At 41.8% G+C, this 24,496-nt stretch carries 26 protein-coding genes; 10 read left to right on the top strand and 16 right to left on the bottom strand.

What is annotated here, in order from left to right; translation table 11 throughout:
* Position 1: 1 nt before the first annotated feature.
* The 4 genes from V7K62_RS27495 (at position 2) to V7K62_RS27510 (ending at position 3,670) form a co-directional block, all read left to right on the top strand.
* Complete coding sequence (locus tag V7K62_RS27495; protein ID WP_334869856.1) at positions 2 to 601, top strand: nicotinate-nucleotide adenylyltransferase; 600 nt, start codon at positions 2 to 4, stop codon at positions 599 to 601.
* Positions 562 to 1,308, top strand: coding sequence for an NUDIX hydrolase (locus V7K62_RS27500; RefSeq protein ID WP_334869757.1), 747 nt, complete (start codon positions 562 to 564; stop codon positions 1,306 to 1,308). The genes V7K62_RS27495 and V7K62_RS27500 overlap by 40 nt, the downstream gene beginning before the upstream one ends.
* 107 nt (positions 1,309 to 1,415) lie before the next feature.
* On the top strand, positions 1,416 to 3,158 hold the full coding sequence (locus V7K62_RS27505; RefSeq protein ID WP_334869758.1) for an NAD+ synthase: 1,743 nt from the start codon (positions 1,416 to 1,418) through the stop codon (positions 3,156 to 3,158).
* Positions 3,159 to 3,436: 278 nt separating this feature from the next.
* Complete coding sequence (locus tag V7K62_RS27510; RefSeq protein ID WP_334869760.1) at positions 3,437 to 3,670, top strand: EF-hand domain-containing protein; 234 nt, start codon at positions 3,437 to 3,439, stop codon at positions 3,668 to 3,670.
* Positions 3,671 to 3,774: 104 nt separating this feature from the next.
* On the opposite strand, the gene V7K62_RS31680 is transcribed toward V7K62_RS27510, so the two are convergent.
* On the bottom strand, positions 3,775 to 3,903 hold the full coding sequence (locus V7K62_RS31680; protein ID WP_442937344.1) for a hypothetical protein: 129 nt from the start codon (positions 3,901 to 3,903) through the stop codon (positions 3,775 to 3,777).
* A gap of 526 nt (positions 3,904 to 4,429) precedes the next feature.
* Between V7K62_RS31680 and V7K62_RS27515 the strand changes: the two genes are divergently transcribed.
* Positions 4,430 to 5,323 carry a peptidoglycan-binding protein gene (locus tag V7K62_RS27515; RefSeq protein WP_334869762.1) on the top strand — a complete coding sequence of 298 codons (894 nt, stop codon included), beginning with the start codon at positions 4,430 to 4,432 and terminating at the stop codon, positions 5,321 to 5,323.
* 217 nt (positions 5,324 to 5,540) lie between these two features.
* On the opposite strand, the gene hemJ is transcribed toward V7K62_RS27515, so the two are convergent.
* The 4 genes from hemJ to psbQ all read right to left on the bottom strand — a co-directional run bounded on the left by hemJ (position 5,541) and on the right by psbQ (position 9,093).
* Entirely contained in the window at positions 5,541 to 6,122 is a 582-nt protein-coding gene (hemJ, locus tag V7K62_RS27520; protein ID WP_334869764.1) for a protoporphyrinogen oxidase HemJ, read from the bottom strand.
* A 321-nt stretch (positions 6,123 to 6,443) separates the two neighbouring features.
* Positions 6,444 to 7,295, bottom strand: coding sequence for an alpha/beta fold hydrolase (locus V7K62_RS27525; protein WP_334869767.1), 852 nt, complete (start codon positions 7,293 to 7,295; stop codon positions 6,444 to 6,446).
* A 119-nt stretch (positions 7,296 to 7,414) separates the two neighbouring features.
* Positions 7,415 to 8,521 (bottom strand): NAD(P)/FAD-dependent oxidoreductase, encoded by a 1,107-nt coding sequence (locus tag V7K62_RS27530; RefSeq protein ID WP_334869769.1) that lies wholly within the window; start codon positions 8,519 to 8,521, stop codon positions 7,415 to 7,417.
* 110 nt (positions 8,522 to 8,631) lie between these two features.
* Positions 8,632 to 9,093, bottom strand: coding sequence for a photosystem II protein PsbQ (gene psbQ / locus V7K62_RS27535; RefSeq protein ID WP_334869771.1), 462 nt, complete (start codon positions 9,091 to 9,093; stop codon positions 8,632 to 8,634).
* Between the two features lie 507 nt (positions 9,094 to 9,600).
* On the opposite strand from psbQ, the gene V7K62_RS27540 reads away from it, so the two are divergent.
* Positions 9,601 to 10,035: a hypothetical protein gene (locus tag V7K62_RS27540; RefSeq protein WP_334869773.1), complete on the top strand. Its 435-nt coding sequence runs from the start codon at positions 9,601 to 9,603 to the stop codon at positions 10,033 to 10,035.
* Between the two features lie 435 nt (positions 10,036 to 10,470).
* On the opposite strand, the gene V7K62_RS27545 is transcribed toward V7K62_RS27540, so the two are convergent.
* The 9 genes from V7K62_RS27545 to V7K62_RS27585 form a co-directional block, all read right to left on the bottom strand.
* Positions 10,471 to 10,779, bottom strand: coding sequence for a hypothetical protein (locus tag V7K62_RS27545; protein WP_442937345.1), 309 nt, complete (start codon positions 10,777 to 10,779; stop codon positions 10,471 to 10,473).
* A gap of 59 nt (positions 10,780 to 10,838) precedes the next feature.
* The gene (locus tag V7K62_RS27550) at positions 10,839 to 10,961 is read right to left on the bottom strand and encodes a hypothetical protein (RefSeq protein ID WP_334869777.1); all 123 of its coding nucleotides are present in this window, start codon (positions 10,959 to 10,961) and stop codon (positions 10,839 to 10,841) included.
* Positions 10,962 to 11,029: 68 nt separating this feature from the next.
* Positions 11,030 to 11,152, bottom strand: coding sequence for a hypothetical protein (locus tag V7K62_RS27555; protein WP_334869778.1), 123 nt, complete (start codon positions 11,150 to 11,152; stop codon positions 11,030 to 11,032).
* Positions 11,153 to 11,408: 256 nt separating this feature from the next.
* The gene (locus V7K62_RS27560) at positions 11,409 to 12,926 is read right to left on the bottom strand and encodes a catalase (protein ID WP_334869780.1); all 1,518 of its coding nucleotides are present in this window, start codon (positions 12,924 to 12,926) and stop codon (positions 11,409 to 11,411) included.
* Positions 12,927 to 13,211: 285 nt separating this feature from the next.
* Complete coding sequence (locus tag V7K62_RS27565; RefSeq protein ID WP_334869782.1) at positions 13,212 to 14,585, bottom strand: alkaline phosphatase family protein; 1,374 nt, start codon at positions 14,583 to 14,585, stop codon at positions 13,212 to 13,214.
* Between the two features lie 15 nt (positions 14,586 to 14,600).
* Positions 14,601 to 15,827, bottom strand: a complete 1,227-nt coding sequence (gene eboE / locus V7K62_RS27570; protein WP_334869784.1) for a metabolite traffic protein EboE — start codon at positions 15,825 to 15,827, stop codon at positions 14,601 to 14,603.
* Between the two features lie 527 nt (positions 15,828 to 16,354).
* Positions 16,355 to 17,287 (bottom strand): UbiA-like protein EboC, encoded by a 933-nt coding sequence (gene eboC, locus V7K62_RS27575; protein WP_334869786.1) that lies wholly within the window; start codon positions 17,285 to 17,287, stop codon positions 16,355 to 16,357.
* A gap of 123 nt (positions 17,288 to 17,410) precedes the next feature.
* Positions 17,411 to 18,352, bottom strand: a complete 942-nt coding sequence (locus V7K62_RS27580) for a TatD family hydrolase (protein WP_334869788.1) — start codon at positions 18,350 to 18,352, stop codon at positions 17,411 to 17,413.
* Between the two features lie 51 nt (positions 18,353 to 18,403).
* Complete coding sequence (locus tag V7K62_RS27585; RefSeq protein ID WP_334869790.1) at positions 18,404 to 19,285, bottom strand: EboA family metabolite traffic protein; 882 nt, start codon at positions 19,283 to 19,285, stop codon at positions 18,404 to 18,406.
* Positions 19,286 to 19,760: 475 nt separating this feature from the next.
* Between V7K62_RS27585 and V7K62_RS27590 the strand changes: the two genes are divergently transcribed.
* The gene (locus V7K62_RS27590; protein ID WP_334869792.1) at positions 19,761 to 20,963 is read left to right on the top strand and encodes a 3-dehydroquinate synthase; all 1,203 of its coding nucleotides are present in this window, start codon (positions 19,761 to 19,763) and stop codon (positions 20,961 to 20,963) included.
* 58 nt (positions 20,964 to 21,021) lie between these two features.
* On the opposite strand, the gene V7K62_RS27595 is transcribed toward V7K62_RS27590, so the two are convergent.
* On the bottom strand, positions 21,022 to 21,300 hold the full coding sequence (locus V7K62_RS27595) for a hypothetical protein (RefSeq protein ID WP_334869794.1): 279 nt from the start codon (positions 21,298 to 21,300) through the stop codon (positions 21,022 to 21,024).
* A gap of 162 nt (positions 21,301 to 21,462) precedes the next feature.
* On the opposite strand from V7K62_RS27595, the gene V7K62_RS27600 reads away from it, so the two are divergent.
* On the top strand, positions 21,463 to 21,708 hold the full coding sequence (locus V7K62_RS27600) for a type II toxin-antitoxin system Phd/YefM family antitoxin (protein WP_334869796.1): 246 nt from the start codon (positions 21,463 to 21,465) through the stop codon (positions 21,706 to 21,708).
* Entirely contained in the window at positions 21,705 to 22,013 is a 309-nt protein-coding gene (locus V7K62_RS27605) for a Txe/YoeB family addiction module toxin (RefSeq protein ID WP_334869797.1), read from the top strand. Before V7K62_RS27600 ends, V7K62_RS27605 begins: the two co-directional genes overlap by 4 nt.
* Position 22,014: 1 nt before the next feature.
* Here the strand turns inward: V7K62_RS27605 and V7K62_RS27610 are convergent, their stop codons facing one another.
* Positions 22,015 to 22,713 (bottom strand): YdcF family protein, encoded by a 699-nt coding sequence (locus V7K62_RS27610; RefSeq protein WP_334869800.1) that lies wholly within the window; start codon positions 22,711 to 22,713, stop codon positions 22,015 to 22,017.
* A gap of 313 nt (positions 22,714 to 23,026) precedes the next feature.
* Here V7K62_RS27610 and ctpB point away from each other — a divergent pair, with 313 nt between their 5' ends.
* A complete protein-coding gene (gene ctpB, locus V7K62_RS27615) occupies positions 23,027 to 24,367 on the top strand; it encodes a carboxyl-terminal processing protease CtpB (RefSeq protein ID WP_334869802.1) in 1,341 nt (446 codons plus the stop codon).
* The last annotated feature ends 129 nt before the right edge of the window (positions 24,368 to 24,496 follow it).

Below are 24,496 nucleotides of genomic sequence, written 5' to 3' on the forward strand. Positions count from 1 at the left end.
GATGAGAATTGCTTTGTTTGGTACTAGTGCCGATCCACCAACTGCTGGACATCAAAAAATTCTGAGTTGGTTGTCTGAGGGTTATGATTGGGTAGCGGTTTGGGCCGCGGATAATCCATTTAAGTCCCATCAAACACCCTTAGAACATCGGGCGGCAATGTTACGATTGTTGATTGCGGATATAGACGCACCACGGCACAATATTGCTTTAGAACAAGAATTGAGTAGCTTTAGAACACTGGAAACAGTCGAAAAGGCGAAGGTTATTTGGGGTGAGGATGCTGAATTAACAATGATCATTGGTTCAGATTTACTGAGTCAGCTACCACGTTGGTATCGCATTGAAGATTTGTTACAGGAAGTGCAACTACTGATCGTCCCGCGACCGGGATATGCAATAGATGAGTCTAGTTCAGAGGTAGTGCAAAAGCTGGGAGGGAAAATTGCGATCGCTAGTCTGACCGGTCTAGATGTTTCCTCGACAGCGTACCGCGAACATGGAGATCCCCAAGCCCTCACAGCCCCTGTAGTTGCCTATATTAATCGAGAGCATTTGTACGAATGCCAGGACGTTCACAAAAAAAGATTTCAACTCCACTAAACCAACAACCTTTGGCCGATTTCAAGGTTGGTGTCGATAATGTAATTTTTTCTGTAGATACTGCCCAAAATCGGCTGTTAGTTCTACTAGTAATGCGACAGCAAGAACCATTTTTAAATCATTGGAGTCTTCCCGGTACTTTAGTCCGTCCAGGAGAGTCTTTAGAAGATGCCGCCTATCGCATTATGGCGGAGAAAATTAAGGTCAACAATCTCTATTTAGAACAGCTGTATACATTTGGCGGGCCAAATCGCGATCCACGGGAAGCAACTGATAGTTATGGTGTGCGTTATTTATCAGTTAGTTACTTTGCCCTAGTGCGATTTGAAGAAGCCGAATTGATTGCCGATCGCATGACTGGCATAGCTTGGTATCCAGTCAAAGAAGTGCCAAAATTGGCTTTTGACCATAACGAAATTCTGGCTTATGGACACAGGCGGTTGCGAAATAAATTAGAGTATAGCCCGGTGGCTTTTGAAGTCTTGCCAGAAATGTTTACCTTGAATGATTTATATCAGTTATACGCCACAGTTTTAGGTGATAACTTTTCCGATTATTCTAATTTTCGGGCGCGTCTACTCAAGTTAGGTTTTTTATGCGATACCGGAATTAAGGTATCACGGGGTGCTGGCCGTCCAGCTAGCTTGTATAAGTTTGACGCTGAAGCTTTTGCTCCCTTAAAAGATAAACCTTTGGTGTTTATTTAATCAATCACTTTTCAGAGTCCAGAGTTAAAAGTCTCAAGTTTAGAGTAAGTTATTTGAGCATTTACCAACGACTCTTGACAAATGACCAATGACAAATAACAAACAAAATGAAAATAGCGATCGCTCAAATTAATCCGACAATCGGTGATTTGCTTTTAAATGCCCAAATAATTCTGGAGGCGGCACAACGAGCAGCATCTAGCGGTGCGCGTTTGTTGTTGACACCAGAACTTTCTTTGTGTGGCTATCCACCAAGAGATTTATTACTAAATCCTAGTTTTCTGGAAGCGATGGGCATCACTTTACAAAACTTGGCTCAGGATTTACCACCAAATTTAGCTGTGTTGGTAGGGACTGTTGAACAGAACCTCGAAGCGTCTATTACTGGCGGTAAAACTTTATTTAACAGCATGGCTTTGTTAGAGGATGGCAAGGTTAAGCAAGTTTTTCACAAGCGACTTTTGCCTACTTACGATGTATTTGATGAACGTCGCTATTTTGAAGCAGGCTTGCAAGCTAATTATTTCACTTTAGATAATATCGATATTGGCGTAACTATTTGCGAAGACTTATGGAACGATGAGGAATTTTGGGGCAAACGCAGTTATACAGTGAATCCGATTGCTGACTTAGCAATTTTGGGTGTAGATTTGATTGTAAATTTGTCTGCTTCCCCCTATACTGTCGGCAAGCAGCAGTTTCGCGAAACCATGCTCAGGCATAGTGCAGTACGTTTTCAACAACCGATGATTTACGCTAATCAGGTTGGGGGAAATGATGACCTAATTTTTGATGGGCGGAGTTTTGCCTTGAATCGTCAAGGTGAAGTTATGTGTCGTGCCCGTGGCTTTGATACCGATTTAGTAGTAGTTGAATTTGACGAAGCGCAACGGGATTTTCAGTTAGGTTCTGTAGCACCTGTCTATGAATCGGAAGATGAAGAAATTTGGCAAGCTTTGGTTTTGGGAGTGCGAGATTATGCCGATAAGTGTCGCTTTTCTAAAGTAGTGTTGGGTTTAAGTGGCGGGATTGACTCTGCAATAGTAGCTGCGATCGCAGCTGCGGCACTTGGTAAAGAAAATGTCCTCGGTGTTCTCATGCCTTCCCCTTACAGTTCCGAGCATTCCATCAGTGATGCTGTGGCATTAGCTGAAAATTTGGGGATTAAGACTAATCTTTTACCAATTGGGGAGTTAATGCAAGGCTTTGATCAAACTTTAGGTGATTTGTTTGCGGGTACAGAGTTTGGACTGGCAGAAGAGAACATCCAATCTCGGATTCGCGGTAATTTATTAATGGCGATCGCTAATAAATTTGGCTATCTACTTTTATCTACCGGTAACAAGTCAGAAATGGCAGTTGGTTACTGTACCCTGTACGGCGATATGAATGGCGGGTTAGCAGTAATTGCAGATGTTCCTAAAACTCGTGTGTATTCACTTTGCCAATGGTTAAATCGCAATAATGAAATTATCCCACAAAATGTCTTGACTAAAGCACCCAGCGCTGAACTCAAACCGGGTCAAGTTGATCAAGACTCTCTACCGCCTTACGAAATTTTGGACGATATTTTGCAACGCCTGATTCACAACCACCAATCAGCAGCGCAAATTGTTGCAGCCGGTCACGATCCGCTAATTGTAGATCGAGTAATCCAAATGGTAGCGCGGGCTGAATTTAAACGGCGACAAGCACCCCCCGGCTTAAAAATCACCGATCGCGCCTTTGGAACTGGTTGGCGAATGCCTATTGCTAGTAACTGGGTTGGCATCAAAAATACTTACCAGACTAAAAGCATAGCTACACCTACCTTAGTCTGTTGGGATGGACAAAATGCCGATAGTATATAATGCTTATACCTCATTTATCTAAAAACTGACTTGCACGCTTTGAGCATTGATTGAGCATTATGGTAAATAAACCTTATCATTCAACCTTAATTACCCATTGAGTGCTTATTTGAATCGGTTTTTTAGTGTCTATCTCCACTGTATATAAAATGTATCATAGCCTACACCTGATCTAAGCCTCAGCGATACCCGTTTCTACGTCTAAGGATATAATTGGTGTTTAATTTTGATATATTAATTGAGATGTTAAATTGAAAAATTAATTCAGATAGAAACTTATGGCAACCGAGCAAGAGCTTCAATCTCTTTTTAATAAGTTAGATCGCGATCAAGACGGCAAAGTCTCCATTAATGAGCTTTTTTTAAGTCCTGGCTTAAGTGCAATCATCTCATCAGAAACAAATACCAGTAGCCCCCAGGAGTTACTGGTACGGTATGATTCAGACGAAGACGGTAGTATTACCTTTGAACAGTTAAAAGAAGCAGTTGAGAAAGCAAGTAATTTAACTTAGCAGTCAAAAAACCCAATACCAAATACCCAATACCCAAAATCCCTCTCTAGCCCACGCTTTGAGGGATTTGCAATTTTCATGGTCATTGGTGACTAGCTAGCCCTTCAGGATGACCTTGGAGGTGAAAGGCTGGCTTTTTGCGATTGTGGGAGGGCGCTGATGGTGATCAAGATTTTGCGGTCTTCCTGATCGCTTTTGACAAGTGCCCGATTACCAAGGTGTTTGAGAACAATGCCGCTACGCCATCAAGTCTGGCGATCGCTGTTGTGGTGCATCCGTACAATAAAGCGGGAGATGATACTGGAATGCCAAACCACTTTCCCAATCGCCTGTGGCGGGTTCTTCTTTAGGTAACAAGTCGGGGATTAGGAAGCGCGATCGCCGTTGCCATCCTCTAGCGGAAAGCAGAGGTCAAACTTCCGCATCATATCGACGATAAATAGTGACTTATTGCCAGGATAGCGGGAGTTATTTCAAATCCGCTTAAGTTGAGTGCGATCCAGAATACCCCGAAATTCAGTCATTAGCCGATTGTCGTTAAGGATCTTGTAAACTCCGTTCGTAACCCATTCTGGATTTAATATATTCCCAATAAATAGTTTTTTATTCAGTATAATTCTGTGAATTTTTGTGTGCTGAATCATAAATTAATAGTAAAGTTTGTAACATCATACTTCAAGATAAAGTATAGTTTCAAACAACATCAATTTTTAAAATGATGTTTATACTTAGAACTCAGTAAATGAAAGCAGGTGCATAATGAAACTACAAGATTTCTTGGGAAAAAATGAGAAATGGGCATTCGACGCGATCGCTGAGGATGCAGACTTGACTCGTCAGATTCAGATACTATTAATCGGCTTAGGTTTGCTAGAACCTCCAGCCGATGGGAAATTTGGCCCTGTTTCTGTGATATCTATCAAAAAATTTCAAGAATTAGCAAAGACTGAAGAGAGTGGCTTTTTAGGAGCAGTCACAGCTAAGAAACTAATTGAAACTAAAATAGATGATCTTCCTAAACCCCCCTTAAAACTAGGCGATGACATCGCTAGTAAGATTGTGAAATATATGCTAGCCAAAGGTTATCAGGTATTTACCAATCCCAAAGAATACAACATTGTTTATGTAGAGGGTATCAATGGAGACTGGACTCTCAACAGTGATACACCCAATCAATTTAACGATCGGCGGATTGTGATTGAAATAGTAAATGGTGTTCCCAAAATCGTAGATCACTGGGAAGCTACTACAGAACCAGGGAAGTACTACACTTACAATCCGATGAATCCCAAAGGAGCAGCTAGGATTCAGTTTGGGCAATACAAAGCTTGGGCTGTTGGCACCCACGGCACAGCGGAACCTCACGAAGCATTAGTGCAAGTTGGAGATATAACTGTTTGTAGAGATTTCAACCAAGATTTTAAACGGACTGGCGACAAGCTTGATACAGGTGATAATTTTTATGTGAATCAACACTACGGCTTTGATTTTCCCCAGAATGATATTCGCCTTGCTAGTGCAGGTTGTTTAGTGGGACGTAGCCGTGAGGGACATAGAGAGTTTATGGCAATTATTAAACAAGACCGCCGTTATGTCGCTAATCGCAAATATACTTTTTACAGTACCGTGATTCCTGGGGATGATTTACTGTAAACGTTTCCAGGATGAAGTAATAGTTAATTGGTAGTATTTGTTGTTGTGATGCAACGTGTAGTAGGGGCGCACAATTCATTGGTGTAAACTTAAGCTCAAACGCTTGTCCCACATACGCTTTACCCCTCCCCTTACCAAGGGGAGGGGCGGTTTTGGCTTTAGACAAAACCGGGGTGGGGTGATGCGGTGAGTAACCGTAAGTGAATGAACTCAATGTCTAACTTTGTTCTTGTGGTTGCCCGATTTGTGCCGTCAATTTCTCTTTATCTTGCCTGCGTTTTTTGGCGTAAAGTTGAATAGTGACTGCCATCAAAATAATCATGGCGAAAATAGCCCAAGCAGCGATATCTGTAGGTAGATTATTCTTAAACACAGCCAGCAAAACGATCGCAACTAACATAACTGTAGGTGCTTCATTTAAAGCACGTAATTGCTGACTATTCCAGCCACATTCATCTACTGCTAATTTCTTCATCAGCCGAGCGCAGTAATGATGATAGCCAATTAAAATAGCCACAAACAGTAGTTTGATATGCAACCAACCCTCTTTTAAAATATCCTGTTCAGTGCTTACTAAACCGATGGCCATTGCGATCGTCAGGTACATTCCTGGGTTAGTGATGATAGAGTAAAGGCGCTTTTCCATAATTTGATACTGATTTTTCAGTATCGTTCGTGCTGGTTCAGGTTCTTCGTTCGCTTCAACGTGATAGATAAAAAGACGTACTAAGTAGAACAAACCAGCGAACCAAACTACAAATCCGACAATATGAAATGCTTTAAACCATGAATAAGCCATGAATCCTAATCTCCTTTACTTGTGGTTGTGAGGCATTTTTAATGGTAATAAAAAGCTCACAAATGCCGGCGGGGATAACATTAGACTTCTTGCAAAAGTCCCTAAGACCCCACCCCCAACTCCTCCACTTAGTAAGGGGAGGAGAGACAAAGCGTAGCTTTGGCAGAGTGGGATTCTTATTTTTAATTTATGCAAGAGGTCTATTGATAAATCTAGCAAAAATCCCGAATTGATTTTTTACCAAAGATAAATATCTATGATTTCTCTATGTTTATCTGTGGGTTCATTTTTATAATATCGATTTTTGCCAGAGCTATATTGTCAATGAGCATCTTTACGACGTACAAAGGGTAAAAGGTCTTCCAAAATTGCCTCGTGGTAGTGTTCTTGAGGGTAATGTCCGACGTTATTAAGTTTTATTAATTCGGTATTTGGTACGGAATTGGCAAAGTTTTCGGCAATATCTACAGGTAGCCAAGGGTCAATCATACCCCATTGAATCAGAATTGGCTGTTGCCATTCTTTAAAGCCAGTTTGTATTTCTGTCATGGCTGAATCAAGCTGTAGATTGCGAATACTTGCTAAGAGACTTCGACCAGATGTAGAAGCGGTCAAAAATGGTTTTCGATAAATATCTAAATCTTTATCTCCTATGCGATAACGGCTTCCACCTTCTAGTGTCCGATCAACTAATAAGGGGTCTTGGGTCATTACTTCACCTGCCAAAGGTAAACCCATTTGTTTAATTTTCCAGGGTAATTTGGCAGCAGTTGAAATTGGTGTATTTAAAATAGCTAAATTAGCAATTTGTTCTGGATGACGCAAAGCATATTGTAGTCCTACAGAACCTAAAAAGCCTTGGACAACTAAAGAAAAATGTTCAAGTTCTAAAGCTCTAATAAATCCTTCTAAAGCTGTGATAAAAGCATCGGGAGTATAAGCAAAATCTCGTTTTTCTGGTTTGGCAGAAAAGCCGTAACCAATCCAATCTGGAGCGATCGCTCTTGTCCCCTGATTCGCCAAAGCAGGTATAATATGACGCCAACTGTAACTTTGTGAAACTAAGCCGTGTAGCAACAACACAGGCGCTAAGTCAGTTCTGCCGATTGGTAAAGATTCCCGATAAAACCATTCCAGTGAATCTACCTTGATTTTATGTTCTGTTATTGACACGCTATTTTCCTATATTGGGCATTGGGAATTGGGCATGGGGCATTGGGAATTGGGCATTGTTTGTTATTCTTCTCCTGCTCCTCTGCCTCCCCTGCCTCCCCTGCTCTCCCTCATCTCCCTCATCCCCCCATTCCCTGAGAAATAATCATCTCACGAATCGTATAAGCTGTAGCGGGCGCTAGTAAAACACCATTGCGATAGTGTCCGGTAGCTAGAAGGACGTTACTAAACCCTGGCAGCTTACCAATAACTGGGGCTGGGCGTCCTTCAGGACGGGGACGTAACCCCGACCAAGTGCGGAGAATGGTTGCTGTGGCTAATTCTGGACAAAATGCGATCGCTTGTTCTCTAATAGATTCCAGCAGTTCTTGATTGGGCGGTATCTCATCGCCATTGCTAGGAAATTCCACAGTTGCGCCTACCCAATAATCTCCACCGCCCACAGGAACAATATGGACATCGTTACCTGTTATCGCTGGCTGGAAGTCGGGATTGCCTAATGGATGCCCCACACGCATTTGCAACGCTTGCCCAAGTACGGGGCGGATATCAATTATCTGATTTAATTTTGCTGTCAATGGGGTTGAACCTAACCCTGCTGCAATGACAAACCAATCAGCGGCTATTTTTCCTTCTGTAGTCTCAAGTTGATTGCAAAATTCAGGTGTTGAGGTTGTGGCATCCAAAACAGTTACGCCAAATTTGAAAGTTACACCATTTCGGTGGGCAGCCTCAACTAAAGCTAATGTCAGGGCAGTTGGATCAAGCTGGCGATCTTGGGGAGAATAGATAGCATTAGTAATTTTTTCTTGGTCAACTTGAGGACAAATATTCTGGAGTTTAGCAGTGTCCCAAATTTCTAAATCCCAGCCTTGAGAGTGGCGAACTTCTACTAGTTTTTCCCATGCTGATATCACCTCTAGGGAGGAATCAGACAAAAGCATGAGAATTCCCTGGCGATTAAAAGGAATTTTGCGACCTGTTAAAGCTTCTAATTCAGGAATCAAGGCTTCATAGCGTTGGATGCTAGTTTGTCGCATCTGCCAAGCCTTACCCTTGATTTTTTGGCTGATTACGCCCATCAAAACGCCAAGTGCAGCGCCCGTGGAAGCTTGTGCTGGTGGTTGGCGATCGCAAACTGTGATTTTCAGCCCTTTTACTAGACTCAGTTCGTAAGCGATCGCAGCCCCGACTACACCACAACCGATAATAACTACATGACTCATTGCTGTTTGGAAGCGGAAATGGGGGAGATGGGAGAGTCGGGGGACAAGGGGGAGGAATTTTTACTCTCCCTCATCCTCCTCATCCCCCTGAGATCATCTTAACCTTGCGCTTAACTTGCCTCTGTGTTGGTCTTAGGAAGCAGTTGGAGGAATTTGTCAATCTCTGCGAAAGCAGCTTGGGATTGATTCAAGGCAATTAGAGGATTGGCAGCACTAGTAGCTTTATCGAGTTTAACCAGGTCTTTAAAAAAATCTCGCGTTATTTGACGTGCTTCGGGTTGGTCTTTGGGTAGAAGGTTGGGAGTGACATAAGTCAGATTCAGCTTTGCTTCTGTTATCGGGCCATGTATAAAGTTACGCACATTGATCCAATCACCTTGTTTAATTAGGGTTTTCAATTCTTCTGAGCGATCGCGCACAGCCTGAATTTCAGGAACATAAGCCTGAATTTTTTCAAGTTGTACTGCTGTGTAAGTCGGAGGTGCGATCGCAACACCAGGGCCACCACAACTAATGAGGAATGTGGCCAATAATACTAGGAAAAATGAAAAAATCGAGCGTTGACGCACCATATATTCAACTTAATTGCTTTTGGTTTACCGATTCACAGTGTCATTTTAGATCGCTAGCGCAATTTATCGTTCTTGTCAGCCAAGGATTTTGCAGAAAATCTTGATATTTTCTCCAAAGGGCAGAGTTTCATCTGCTTTTGAGTAATTTTTAAGTACAATTACTTAATAGGTGTTACCCAGTCCCAACAAGAAGCGATTTTTGGCTTCTGTTAGTAACTGAACGTGAGTTCGATGAACCTCTCCCTCCCAGCCTCCCTCTAAACGGAAAGGGAGGAGCAACGAAAAATTCAGCTTTTTGCTCCCCTCTCCGACACGGAGAGGGGCTGGGGGAGAGGTCAAATAAAACTTGTCGAACTCACGTTAACTGATATTGTTAGGGAAATATGATTTAGAGTTGCTAAATCTCAAAGGTCTTGATAAGCTGAAACACCAATAATATAAGCCTTCTGGCGGTTTTTCTGTCTTCACATCCTTGAAGATGCCGACGCGATATAGGAGTGTTTTTTAGTGAACGCAGCTGAACAGGCAACGAACCTTGAACTCGCCAGCAACATTGCTACAGTGGTTAATTTGTTCAAATTCGAGTTTCCTGATGCCAAATCTGATCTCAAACCCTGGAAAAATGACCCGGAAACTAGGGAGTTAGTCGATCCAGATTCTATAGATATTGGCTTTCACTTTCCTGGTATTAGCAAATCTTGGCGAAGTCGTAGTATTTTAATTCAAATCCGATTTTATCAAGATCCGATCAATAATTCCCGCCGGGCGATCGGCGTGGAAGTCGCTGGATTCGATCATCGCGGTGAAGCGTGGCGACTTTCTACGGTAGAAAATTGGAGTATTGTCGGCACATCTTCGCCTTCTGGTGAAATCGAGCATAAGCTCAAACAGATTTGCCGACAGATTTTAGAAGTTTTTAATAAACCAGGACTTACGCATTGAAAACCTGAAACCTCGATCCCCCCTAACCCCCCTTAAAAAGGGGGGAAAAGAAACTCTAAAAGCCCCCCTTTTTAAGGGGGGTTGGGGGGATCTCCAAAGGCTCAGGTGCTTCAAGAAAGGTTTGAAAACACGCCCTAGTGGGTTAGGTAATTTTCCCCATAATGTGAGAGGCTAGGTCATCATGCAGTTGATGGCTATACAATAACCATTCGTGAAAATCTGGAAGACTTGCGGCGGAATCGTCAGCCTTTATTCAGGAGAATGGTTGCTTTTGTCTGCCGTTGGTTTCAGTAATTTAGGTAATCTGCATCGGCTGTATTACCCGCCTGGGATTCAAATCCTAGTCTAATAAGTAGGCAAGATAATTAATTACACAATGTCATTGCGATCGCACCAAAGCAAAATAATGCGATCGCAACCCCTAGAACTACTTCTCTACGATATGATGTGCGAATGGTGCGATCGTAATAGCTGTAAATATTTTTGTTTATCTCCGTTAACGAGGCTTTTATCTCCGTCAACGAGGCTTTTATCTCCGTTAACGAGGCTTTTATCTCCGTTAACGAGGCTTTTAGCTCCGTCAACGAGGCTTTTATCTCCGTTAACGAGTATTTTAGCTCCGTTAACGAGGCTTTTAGCTCCGTCAACGAGGCTTTTAGCTCCGTCAACGAGTATTTTAGCTCCGTCAACGAGTCTTTTATCTCCGTCAACGAGTCTTTTAGCTCCATTAATGAGCCTTACTATTTCAGATTACATCCGCCAGTCGTACAGAATTCATTCTGACTTCTGACTTCTGAATTCTATTATGGGTTATAGAGATAGCGATCGTGGTTAATTGCACCATCTTTTACATCAGATTCCACAGGATTTGAACCTAAATCCCAAATAGAAGATGTTTCTTTAATGGTATAGCGTTTCCTAATCACATGAGGTACATCATAGTCCCCTCTCGAAGAGCGGGGAGGGGGTTGGGGGTGGGGTTCTTGTACCTCACTTAAGCGAGAACCGCTATAGTAATTATAATTTTTCCATTTTCTTGAATAATCTCAAATTCTTGGCTTTCTCCTAATAGTTCTTTAGGGATTAGTAAGCCTTCTTCTGTGGCTGTTAATTTCATGTTTAATTACTTCGATTTAGTTTATAAGTTAATCAAATGAATTTGCTTTAGAGGATGTTTGAAAAGTATTTCGCCGTGATTTTAGACACTTAGCGATCCCCCCTAACCCCCCTTAAAAAGGGGGGAACCGGAATTAAAGTCCCCCAATTTATCGGGGGATTTAGGGGGATATAGAACGTTTTGATACCTACAATAGGACTTTTCAAACATCCTCTTAAGGCGGGCAAGATGCCCACCGCACAAAATTGGATAAGGCTTACCAGTTACCTACAGGTTGAGCAGTAGCACCCAGCATTGAGGGATCGATTGAAATGCCCAATCCTTCAGCTACACGACGACCATAAGAAACATCTGCCCGGAAGAAGTGGCAAAGTTGGCGCATTTGGATGTCCTCCCTTGCTTGAGAGAGACTACCGACGATATTATGAGCAAGACGCTCTTGCTGTTCAGGAGTTAGTAACCGATACAGATTACCTGCTTGGGTATAATCGTCGTTTCCTTCACGATGACTGTAACGATCGACAGTGACATCGCCCAAATGGTTAGGTGGCTCTGCATAAGCTGGATTTTCTTTAGGCGTACCCTCAGCACTATTGGGTTCATAGTTAGGAACGCTACCGTGGTTGTTCCCCGGCGCCATAAAGCCATCTCGCTGATAATGCATCACTGGACATTTGGGCTGGTTAACAGGTAGTTGCTGATAGTTACCACCCAAGCGATACCGTTGAGCATCTGGGTAAGAAAAGATCCGAGCTTGCAGCATTTTGTCTGGAGAGAAACTAATGCCAGGAACCACTGCACTAGGGCTAAAAGCGGCTTGCTCTACTTCGGCAAAATAATTCTCAGGGTTACGATTTAGCTCTAATATCCCGACTTCAATTAAAGGATATTCTCCTTGTTTCCAAACTTTGGTCAAGTCAAAAGGATTATCTGGATGTTTTTCCGCTTGCTCCTCGGTCATCACTTGAATACACATCCGCCATTTGGGATAATCTTTATTAGCGATCGCTTCAAATAGATCGTGAGTCGCATGATCGGGATCTTCGCCCTTAATCTTCGCCGATTCTTCCTCAGTCAAAGTTTGATGCCCTTGCAGTGTCTTAAAGTGAAATTTACACCAGACGCGTTCACGAAGTGACTCTGAAAGAGTATCGCCTTCAGCATTAATTAAGCTGAAGGTGTGGCTACCAAAACCGTCCATGTGTCGATGGTCTTTCGGAATTCCCCGATCTGAAAAGAGGATCGTTACTTGGTGAAGCGATTCTGGACTGAGTGACCAAAAATCCCACTTTGCATTCTGGTCTTTGCAATTGGTTTGGGGATTGCGCTTTTGGGTATGGATAAAATCAGGAAACTTCAAAGGGTCGCGGATGAAGAAAATAGGGGTATTGTTACCTACAAGATCCCAGTTACCCTCCTCAGTATAAAACTTGAGGGAAAAACCTCTAGGGTCGCGCTCGGCATCTGCTGAACCTTTTTCTCCTCCGACTGTAGAAAAGCGCAGAAGAAGTTCTGTTTTCTTGCCAATTTCAGAAAAAAGTTTGGCTTTACTGTAGCGGGTAATGTCATTGGTAATAGTCAAAGTGCCGTGAGCAGCCGCACCTTTAGCGTGGACAACTCTTTCAGGAATACGTTCTCTGTTGAAATGAGCCAGCTTTTCTAAGAGGTGGAAATCCTGCATTAATACAGGGCCACGCGATCCCGCCGTGAGTGAGTTCTGATTATCCGCAACAGGAATACCGTCAGCAGTTGTCAATTTTTGGGGTTCAGTCATGGGTAAAGAAGCTCTCCATTAAGTTACTCAGATTGCCCACAGTACATTTTAATCAGTAGATAGACGGGTGCCCACTGATAGGGCAAACCAATTCATAGTCATAACGAGTTTATATATAAATCATACTGGATATGATTATGATTTACCAGAAATTTGTTTTGTATTTTTGGGATATGTCGGGGATCACATCTGTGCAGTGGTGTCAACTTAAGCCAAAACCCTTTTAAAACCTCGTTCCCAGTCTGAGACTGGGAACGAGGTTTGTGATATAAGCTTATTTTCATTTTAGGTATTTAAATGTTTGAGAATCAACGAGCAAACATCTGTCGCCTCAATTTGATGTTCGTCAACTAGATGAGTTTGATGGGTGATAAATAGAGGCCCTTCAGCAACAGAAGTGGTGATGTTACCGTGAGAACCACGCACCAGAGAAGCATCCAGAGGAATCACGTCCATAAGGTAGCGAAAACCCAGTTGTTTCTTAAGTAACTTGAGAGCAATTTTTCCTTGAGGAAATTTTATTTGCGGATCGAGGAAAAGTTCTACAGGATCGTAACCAGGTTTGCGGTGGATATCTACTGTTCTAGCAAAATCAGGCGCTTTTGCATCATCGAGCCAATAATAATAGGTAAACCAAGCGTCAGATTGAGCGATCGCTACCAACTCACCCGATCTAGGATGATCAAGATGGTAGGCTTGTTTACCCTCATCATCCAATACCTGCGCTACGCCTTCAGTCGCTTCTAAAAGCGATCGCACTTTCGGGATATACGCCGGCTCATTCACATATACATGAGCAATTTGGTGATCGGCAACGGCAAAGGCAATGCTAGCACCAAAATCCAGCAGTTCTCGCCCTAGTTCTTCTCGCACAGCAACTAAACCATTTTCCCGTAATACACGGTTCAAATCTACCGCTTTAGAAACTGGAGTAATGCCATACTCAGAAAGAATAATTACTTGAGTATTACGTGCTTGATAATATTCAATTAAATCGCCACAAACAGCATCAATTTCTCGCAAATCTGCTTTAATCTGTGTTTCATTATTACCAAATCGTTGCAGACAGTAATCTAAATGTGGCAGATAAACTAGTGATAATGTCGGGCTGTAACGTTCCTCAATCCATTTTGCCGAATTGGCAATCCACTGGCTAGAACTAATGGAAGTTTTTGGCCCCCAAAAATCGAACAGAGGGAAGTTTCCTAAATCAGATTGAATTTGCGATCGCACATCACTAGGATGGGTATAAATATCAGGTAATTTTCGCCCATCTGCGGGATACATTGGGCGCGGCGTAATCGCATAATCTGCTGTAGAGTACATGTTGTACCACCAAAAAAGGTTGGCACAAGTAAAGTTTGGATCGATTGATTTAGCTATTTCCCAAACTTTGGGAGCTTGTACTAGTTTATTAGATTGTCGCCAAAACTTAACTTCACACTCATCACGGAAGTACCAACCATTAGCGACAATTCCATGTTCATCAGGCAATTTTCCTGTTAAATAAGTAGCTTGAACCGAACAAGTTACAGCAGGTAGCACTTTTTTGATGGGAACCACTTGCCCTTTAGCCGCCCAAGAAGATAAAAACGGCGTATTTTCTCCTAGTAAACTGGGCGTTAATCCCACGACATTTAAAATAACTGTTTTTTTCACAAACTTAGTTCCTTCTTAATTGGCGGCGAGTTCTTTTAATACCCACTCATATTCACGCTGAATAGAAGTTAGCAGATCTATCTTCATTTCTGACGGCAATACATCCCAAGTGTAAGTCTCAATTTCTAAATGTGAGCAAGCATCGTTTGTCTGAAGTAGATGCAAAACAGTAGCAATGTCATCTTGTGTAGATTGTAAAATTTGATAATCATGAATAAAAATTGGTACATGAAAGTGAGTGCGCCATTCTTCAGCTAGAGATTTCTCTAAATACGGTAATGCAGTGATTAAGTCAGGATAGTGATTGAGTGTACCATCGCTGCGACGTTCTATTACTTGGTGAAGATAGGTAGATTCAGCAAAAGGGCGTAAGCGTTCAACTATCAAACTACGCTTCTCAACCTCAGCAGGTATTTTTACTTTAATTGCAGCGCTGATTTGAATTTTACCAATTTTAATTCCTGCCGATTGTAAAAGTGCAAATACAGAATTTGGCTGTTCATATTCAACTGAAAAATGGCAGGTGTCATAGCAAATACGAACATGTTCTAGCAATTTAGTCTCTGCTAAATCCGGCTCGATATTTAATTTTTCTGATAAATAACTACCACCAATTGGCAATAACCAATTTTGATAAAAATCAATTACTTCTGAGGTATTTTCAATTAAACCATCAGGCTCAGGTTCTAAATCAATATGAAGTATCTTACCTGTTTCTTCGCTGATGCGAATCATTTCTACAACAACTGATGCTATATTCAAACAACTCTTTTTCAGAACTGTCTCGAAAGTTGCTTGGTCTTTTACCCACCAAGGTTTATAGGATAATGGTAGTGTAGAAATTCCACCATCAAGTCCTTCGGGTAACAGAGTAGCTAAAATGTGTGCCAAGTTTAATGTATAATTAACCCGTTCTTGTGTAGACCAATCTGGTGCATAAACTTGGTCTTTTACCACCTGTCGATGAAATCCGCCATAAGGGAATCCGTTTAAGGTGAAAACATATAAATCTTGTTGAGTTAGCCAAGCTTGGAATTTAGCTAAGTTATTACTTTCTAAAAGTTGTTTTGCGGCAACATCTGCTAATCTCAAGCCAATACCAAAAGGTTCTGTTGGCGATAAACGTGATTTGAGTTCGGGAATAAACTTTTCTAAATTGGCGAAAACCTCTAACCAACTTTCACCAGGATGAATATTGCTGCAATAAGTTAAGTGAAAATTATTGTTTTTGGTAATTTTCATTTTCTAGCTCTATCCCTTGTATATGTAATCTGTTTTCTTTGGCTTAAACTATTTCACAAAATACTTGCTACATATTCATGGTTAGGGGCGCACATCTGTCATTAGTGTCAACTTAAGGTGAAAGCCAGTCTAAGAGGATGTTTGAAAAGTATTTTGCTGTGATTTTATGCACTTAGCGATCCCCCCTAACCCCCCTTAAAAAGGGGGGAACCGGAATCAAAGTCCCCCAATTTATCGGGGGATTTAGGGGGATCTAGAACGTTTTGATACCTACAATAGGACTTTTCAAACAGCCTCTAAAACCAGCTTTTATAGATTGTCTCGTTGTCTCGTTCCCAGTCTCAGACTGGGAATGCCCGTCGTTGAGGCTCCGCCTCCTTTGCTGGCGGCTCTGCCGCCAGAAGCAGCATTTCCAGCCTCTTGCTGGAAACGAGATTTTAAAAGGGTTTTGGCTTAAGTTGAGACTAATGTACAGATGTGCGCCCCTACAGCCGATTAATAGTATTACTGGGTGTATACATTCAAGTTTAAGTAACAGCAAATACTTTTGCTAACTTCATCGAAATTGGTAGCAAGATTAGAACGAATAAACCGTAATACAAACCAGCAAAACCAGATGCAACGGTTGCATCTAAAACTATTAGAGATAAAACGCCTATTTTCACAGCACTTCGGATATTTTCGGCTATCGGTTCCCGCGCCGCCTTGATAAAGTTAGGCAAGATTCTGATAGCTAATAAAATAGCGAATGGTAGGGCTGCGATCGCTCTATACTCTTCTAATAGTCCTAAAGCTAAAACTGCTGTCACAACTATTGCAATTAGCAGTAGTGCTAGTAGTCCCGTAATCTGCTTACCTCCATGAACTTCACCCTGACTAATTGCGGTGATAGCAGCAATATAAAGAACAGGAATCAGCGCTAAATACCAACGTTCTCCGATCATTATTGGTACAGCACTTACACCTAATAATAAGTTACTGCCACGACACAAACCCATATTTAAAGGGCCAAAAAAATGATGATGTTTGGCGAGTGAGTTATAGAGGAGGCATGAAAGAGTGATAAATGTTGCGATCGCAGCACTCAACAACGATACTTGAAAAGCAGCTATAATCCCGATTGCAAAGAGTATACTCCCCAATAAAGTAGCATTTTGACGAGATACGCGACCACTGGGAATTGCTCTATTTGGTCGCTCTTTTGCATCTAAGTCTGCATCGAAAACATCATTAAAAACTATACCGCCTCCATATAAACCAGTTGTAGCCAATAACAACCAAGCTAATGGAATTAGTATGGCAAAAGTTGCTTCGCCATTAATTAATTTAGTAAAAATTATCCCAGAGCCAGAAGCAGCAAAACCGAGAAGAATATCCGCCCAAGCAGTAACAATATTAGCAGGACGCATCAATTCCAGATAACCCCGCCAGCTTTGAAAATTTAAGCTTGCAACATTCACTTATTTATCTGCCTCCATGCCTAGTAATTTTTCAAAATAAACCGCATATTACAAATGAATTAGATATTTATGCAATTTCTCTTCCCAGTACAGACGCGATTAATCGCGTCTCTCCCCAATTTTCTACTCAATCAACACAAAATCTGAAACTGATTTGATTCCTGGTTCTTGTCCCCGTAGCACAGAATTACCACTGAACATTTGACGTTGATCGATAGATTGGGGATTGAGCCAATCTGAAGCTTTCATCTGCCCAGTTTGACTGTAAGCAGCTAGGGCATTTTCATAACAAACTGCTCGCACATGTTCTTCAGGAATGCCTCTATCTAGCATCAACTGAGCCGTTTTCGGGACTGCCAAAGGATCGCTAATACCCCAATCAGCGCTACTATCTACAATGATGCGATCACACCCATACTTACGGACAACTTCTACCATCCTGGCGTTACCCATCTTCGTTTGTGGGTAAATCGTGAAAGCTGCCCAAAAACCCCGTCCTAATACTTCTTCAACAGTTTCTTCGTTGTTGTGATCGATAACTACTTGTGAAGGATCTAAGCCATATTCAATACAGCGATCCATACTCCGACTAGCACCCGCCTTTTTATTGCGGTGAGGAGTATGAATTAGTACTAACATATCAAGTTCTTTGGCTATTTCTAACTGTTGACAAAAGTACTTATCTTCTGCTTCTGTCATATCGTCATAGCCAATTTCACCAATGGCAACAACTCCCTCTTTACAGGCATAAAGTGGTAGCAGTTCCATAACTTCATCTGCTAGCGCTTCGTTATTAGCTTCTTTCGGATTTAGTCCGATTGTGCAGTAGTGTTGGATGCCAAACTGGCTAGCACGAAACCGTTCCCAGCCCACAAGACTACTGAAATAGTCTTTAAATGAGCCAGCGTTAGTTCGGGGTTGTCCTAACCAAAAGGCTGGTTCAATAACGGCGACAATTCCATATTCCCGCATTACCAAGTAATCGTAAGTAGTACGGGAACACATGTGAATATGAGGATCGATGAACATCATGGTTTTAATTATTGGGAATTGGGCATTGGGCATTGGGTATGGGTTATTTTCCTTGTCTTCCTGATTCCCAGTCCCCAGTCACTTTTATTTGTAAACAAAGAGGCGTTGGCGGCTAAAACTGCTCCAAGTCAGATTACCTTGTTGAATGGATGACTGTAAATCTGGGTAATGAGAAAGTAATGCTTGCGCTTGGGGTAAAGGAGACTCAGCACAAGCTAAGGCTGCTGCTTCTTGCTCTTCTACAGCCCCATTAGCCAGTACTTTTTCCAAATCTGTGATGATTGCGCTATCGGCAAACCGCCCTACAGATCGCCAAAGTTCTGGCGTAACTGAGCGTTTAGCTGCCCAGCGTTCATGGGCATAGTCTGCCAACATCCTCGCCAATTCTGGGTTAGCACGCCGATCTAGACCCCAAATTAGATGCAACGGACTGCCGACAAACACAGCCTTCAACACCATTTGATTCCAAGCAGCATTATCTAAATAATTCGCTGGATAAGGGTTACGTAGTGCTATGGCTTGGAATACATTACTCATATTGCTGCGAATTCCCTCAGCAGTACGGTGGCGATGTAACTCTGGATGTGGTAATAGCGGCAAACTTTGATAAAGAACAACTAACTCCCCCATATCGGCAGTGGAGAAGACTTGATCGAGCGATCGCACATAGCCCTCAGCATCATCGTGGGGCAAAGCTAAAAGCAAAAGTGTGCGACCTGCTTGATCTACACTCCAATTACCAGGATACCAGCCGGGAATCAGATCCTCTGCTGCTTGCAAGTCCTGGAATGTTAGCTGCAAATCCTGTTTACCTAGATAACGCGGCACAGCACTAAAAGCCGTAAAAAACACTCTCTCAGCAGCGCCGCTAGCAATCTGTGCCTGCTTCTGTTCCAACCAAGTAAAAGCTTTCTCTGAAACAGACTTTAACAGCCAGTGATGCAGTAATTTGTTTACTTTATTCATGATAAATTCAGGATAAGTTGCCCAACTTTTTTGTGACAACTAAGTATAAAATCTACCACTAAACTTGATACTTTGGGATTAAAGCAGTTAGATAATATACTACTGAGATCATAACTTCACTGAATCTATAAAAATCTCCTGACTTTAAAGAAGATACTGTAAAGATACCATTTTGATTGGATAAATCATAAAATTATCTTAGGGAAAAAAATTAGAATCTTATGTAATAATGATCTCCATTACTAGCCTCAGATATAAAATCTAGGCATCAATATAAATTATAAATTCATGTTATTTTTAAATTTATCTGTTAGGCGGAAAATCTTAAAAACTATGATTAATTCAGTAACGAGATTTCTCTATTAATTCATTTCAATATTGAATTATTTAATTGATTTATCATGTCTATTTTACTGTCAATCTTAATTGCAGTAGCAAATCTATTTACAGTTACTTAAAAAGTACTAATATTCAAATGGCTATTCAACAAAAAAGCGCTCTAAATCTGCAACCAATTAATCAATGTGTCCGTGTGACTTTCAATTATGATGTTCACTTCACTAGAGGTCTGTTTCAGTTAGATAATCCTTTACTCGCCCAAGTGATTGCCGCAGATGGGGAGACAACCCCAAAACGAGTACTAGTAGTGGTAGATGGAGGATTTTTACAGTACCAGAATGGGCTGCTAAAAAAATTATCAGTCTATGCCCAATGTTATGAAGATGTACTAACACTGAGTGGTGAACCGATAGTAGTTCCGGGTGGAGAAGCAGTCAAGAACGATTCTAGATTTATAGAGCAAATTCATCAGCAGATCAATGCATCTGGATTGTGCCGTCACTCCTACGTTTTAGCAATTGGAGGTGGAGCCGTCCTAGACATGGCAGGATATGCAGCAACAACGGCTCACCGAGGAATTCGGCTACTACGAGTACCGACAACAGTATTAGGGCAAAACGATTCGGGTGTAGGGGTAAAGAACGGAATCAATGCCTTCGGTAAGAAAAACTTTTTGGGTACATTCATGCCACCTTATGCTGTCTTGAATGACTTTGATTTTCTGACTAGCCTTGACGAGCGAGATTGGCGATCGGGTATTGCAGAAGCAGTGAAAGTCGCACTGATTAAAGATGCAGATTTCTTCGATTTCATTATGACTAATGCCGAGAAATTGGCTAATCGAGACATGGACATAATGGAAAGGCTGATCTATCGTTGTTCTCAGTTGCACTTAGAGCATATTGCTGGTAGTGGCGATCCCTTTGAAATGGGTTCATCACGTCCTTTGGATTTTGGACACTGGGCGGCTCACAAACTAGAGCATTTAACTAATTACAGCCTACGTCATGGTGAAGCTGTTGCGATCGGCATTGCTTTGGACACAACCTATTCATATTTAACAGGGCAACTCTTGCAATCAGAGTTGCAAAAGGTTCTAACTACACTCAAAAAATTAGGCTTTACTTTGTACGTATCGGCACTGACAGAGCAGTTAGATCAACTAGACCATCCGCATTGTCTATTTAGGGGGCTTACCGAGTTCCGTGAACATTTGGGAGGACAATTAACAATTACCCTTCTACAAGGAATTGGACAGGGAATAGAAGTTAACCAGGTGGATTTGTCTTTGTATAGAGATGCTATTTTAATGCTGCAAGATTGGGAACTTTTGCATTAACAAATTCTGGGGGGTTAAGTAAAGAGCAACTAACAAGCGACGAGTTTTGTGGTGGGGTCTAAATCCCCATCGAACGGATTTGATAGTTGACAAATTTCTCCCCCATATTTTTATCCTTGGTTTTTATAAAGTAAATATGACAAGTTTTTTGAAGGACAGGGTTTGTAGTAAGCACTTTATGGCTTAGAAAATAAGGACTAAAGTCCTGACTACGAACTTGCTTACTTTTCAAGGCGATCGCTACTTTGTGATTCCAAATTGCAAAATACTTTTTAGTTCCTCTTCTTCTTCCTTGAGAACGTGGTAAAGTTCCCAATTTTGTTGCAGGTTTAACCAAAGCTCTGAGTTATTTCCAAAAAATTTTGATAACCTGATTGCCGTACTAGGTGTAATACCTCGCTTTTAATTTACAAGCTCATATAAAGCAAATTCGATATAGGTCATTAATTCAAATGCTATGCGAGTATACTAAATTAAAGTTATCGTGAGCCAAAAAAGTATGATGTCTTCGCTTCCCGTCAACGAAGCTCAAAATAATTTGCAACAGATCATCGACCAAGTTGCAGAGCAGGGTAAACCTGTGATTATTCGAGGCGATCGCGGTAATGCAATTCTGCTTGCGGAAAAAGATTGGTCTGCAATTCAGGAGACTCTTTACTTATTATCTGTCCCTGGAATGCGAGAATCTATAAAAGAAGGACTAGCAACCCCGATTCAAGAATGTGATGGGAAGTTGGATTGGTGAGTCAACAAGCTTCTGAGGAGCCACTTCCAAACCCCGAAGGAGCGAGTTGGAGGTTGATTTACACAAAACAAGCGCAAAAAGACGCCAAGAAATTAGCTTCTAGTAACTTAAAGGAAAAGGCCGAGGAATTACTCGCAGTCCTTGAAGAAAATCCTTTTCAAAATCCTCAACCTTATGAAAAGCTGGTTGGTGACTTATCAGGTGCTTATTCTCGTAGGATAAATATACAGCATCGGTTAGTATATGAGGTCATCGAATCTGAGCAAGTAGTCAAGATAATTCCTATGTGGACGCATTACGAGTAAGTTATCTCCCTACCCCCCCTTGATGTTCACAATGAAAACCTCGATTTTCCCAAGCTTGCATATCTACTTCAGTAAGTCTTGTAATATTTGAGCATTGCGGTTGCATAATTTGACTTAAAATTGCCCAAAATAAGCTGCGTGTTACATCTAATCCAGTTTTGAGCCAAGATTCACTATTACCAGGAACACCCAACTCCTGAACAATTTCTGACTCTACCCAAATACCATGAGCGCTCAAAAGAATTTGTGCCATCCATTTAGCTCTGGGTAGGTGACTTGGCGAGGTAATCAACATGACTTTATGCACTCCCCAACGTCGCAGAATTGGAATACTATAATAAAAATTTTCAAAGGTAGAATTCGCACAGTTTTCTAACCAAACGTTTTGCAACTCTGCTAATTCCGCCTGAAAAATTAACCGTATACAAGGATCTGGGGAACCATGAGAAATTAAAATTGGGGTTTGCGGGTATTGTTTTGCTTGTTGGGCAACATAAGTTTCTCGACGAATACTGCCACCAAGCACAAAGAAGGCATCTATTGGCTGCGAAGAAGCAAAAACTAAGGTTATAGTAGTAAAAATCAGCCAAACACCCAGGACAAGGTACAATCCACCACTGAGTTTTTGTAACAATTGCCACAGATTAACAGAATGTTTTTTAATAGAAATTAATGATTTGATGGTAAATTTGCGTTTCATGACTTAGGTAAGAAAAGCTGATTTAATGGCTGTCTAACAGTGCTACAATTCAGTAAGCAAAGTGCTATCTTATAAAAGTAATCTAGAATGCAAACATGACGCTAATCAAAGTGTCACATCGTCAGTATAGCCTTCCGGAGAAGGCTAACAAACTGAGAAATGATTGTTAATAACTAATGCGGTATTTTTGACATCATTCAACGAGAACAATGATGAAGGAGCATAGTTTATTTTGGGGTATAAAAACTTAAAAATTTCTGGAAAGCCTGATTGCTAAACTGTCAACAACACAATTATTCCAGCTAAAGTATACATGAACCAATCTGCGAAAAGTTACTCACCGCTCCAAGTAGCCTTGATTGGTGGAGCGATCGCCACAACTGCTACGATGTCTGTGTTCGGCCCCGCTTGGACTCGTGGTGTCCGTGCTGCTCTAGCCCTACAAGACAGCCCAAAAGTGATAGTTGACCAAGTTTGGCAACTGGTGAATCATGAATATGTTGATGGTAAATTTAATCAACAAGATTGGCAAGCAACCAGACAAACCCTGTTGAGCAAAGACTACTCTTCTAAGGAAGAAGCATACACTGCCATCCGCGAAGCTTTACAAAAGTTGGGAGATCCTTACACTCGGTTCATGGACCCCCAACAGTTTGAAGCCCTGACTAGCCAAACATCTGGGGAAGTCTCTGGTATCGGCGTTCGGATGGAAGTGAACCAAAAAACTCAGCGGCTGACTGTTGTCGAAGCCATAGAAAATTCTCCGGCGCTGAAAGCTGGGATCAAAGCAGGTGATGAAATTTTGGCAATTGACGGCAAACCCACTCTCAAAATGAAAGTGGATGACGCCTCGAAGCTAATCCGTGGCAAAGCGGGTACTCCCATCAAGCTACGCCTGGGACGCGCAGGCCAAAATGCTTTTGATTTGAAGCTGACTAGGGCAAGTATTGAAGTCCCAACGGTACGCTATACCCTCAGACAAGAAGGGAATCGCCGCGTTGGCTATATCCGTTTGCGGGAATTTAGCGCCCACGCCGCAGACCAAATGCAACGAGCCATCCGCGATTTGAACACTAAGAAAGTTGATTCTTATGTCTTGGATTTGCGAGGAAATCCTGGCGGTTTGTTGCAGGCCAGCATTGAAATTGCTCGGATGTGGTACGATAACGGCGGAATTGTCAAGACAATAGACCGTGTGGGCAGCAGTGAGGAAACTAAAGCCAATCGCACTGCTCTGACAAATCGTCCTTTGGCGGTCTTAGTGGATGGTAATTCAGCTAGTGCTAGTGAAATCCTTACAGGGGCGCTCAAGGATAATAAGCGGGCGGTAGTCGTAGGTGGTCAAACCTTTGGCAAAGCTTTAGTGCAGTCAGTTCATGAACTCGCAGATGGTTCCGGCTTGGCTGTCACCATTGCCCATTACTACACCCCGGCGGGAACGGATATTAACCATAAAGGGATTACGCCAGATATCAAGTTAGACTTGACAGAGGCACAAGAGCGTCAGTTGGCTTCTAATCCAGATTTAATCGGAACTAAGAGCGATCCCCAATATGCTCGGGCGATCGCAATTCTATCAAATAACAACTTTGCCCAGCCGCCAGCAAATCAACCGACTCGACCCATGAGCCGCGCTGGTGACTTGAAATTTTAGGTGAGTAATTTGTTAGCAGGTGTTCATATATTCCCAAATCCAGATTTTTGGAGTTATGGAAACTACTTGATATTACCGTTCCAAGATTTTGATTTGGGAATACTAGTAAGTAATCCCAAATCAAAATCT

The organism is Nostoc sp. (assembly GCF_036917935.1).
GTDB lineage: Bacteria > Cyanobacteriota > Cyanobacteriia > Cyanobacteriales > Nostocaceae > Nostoc.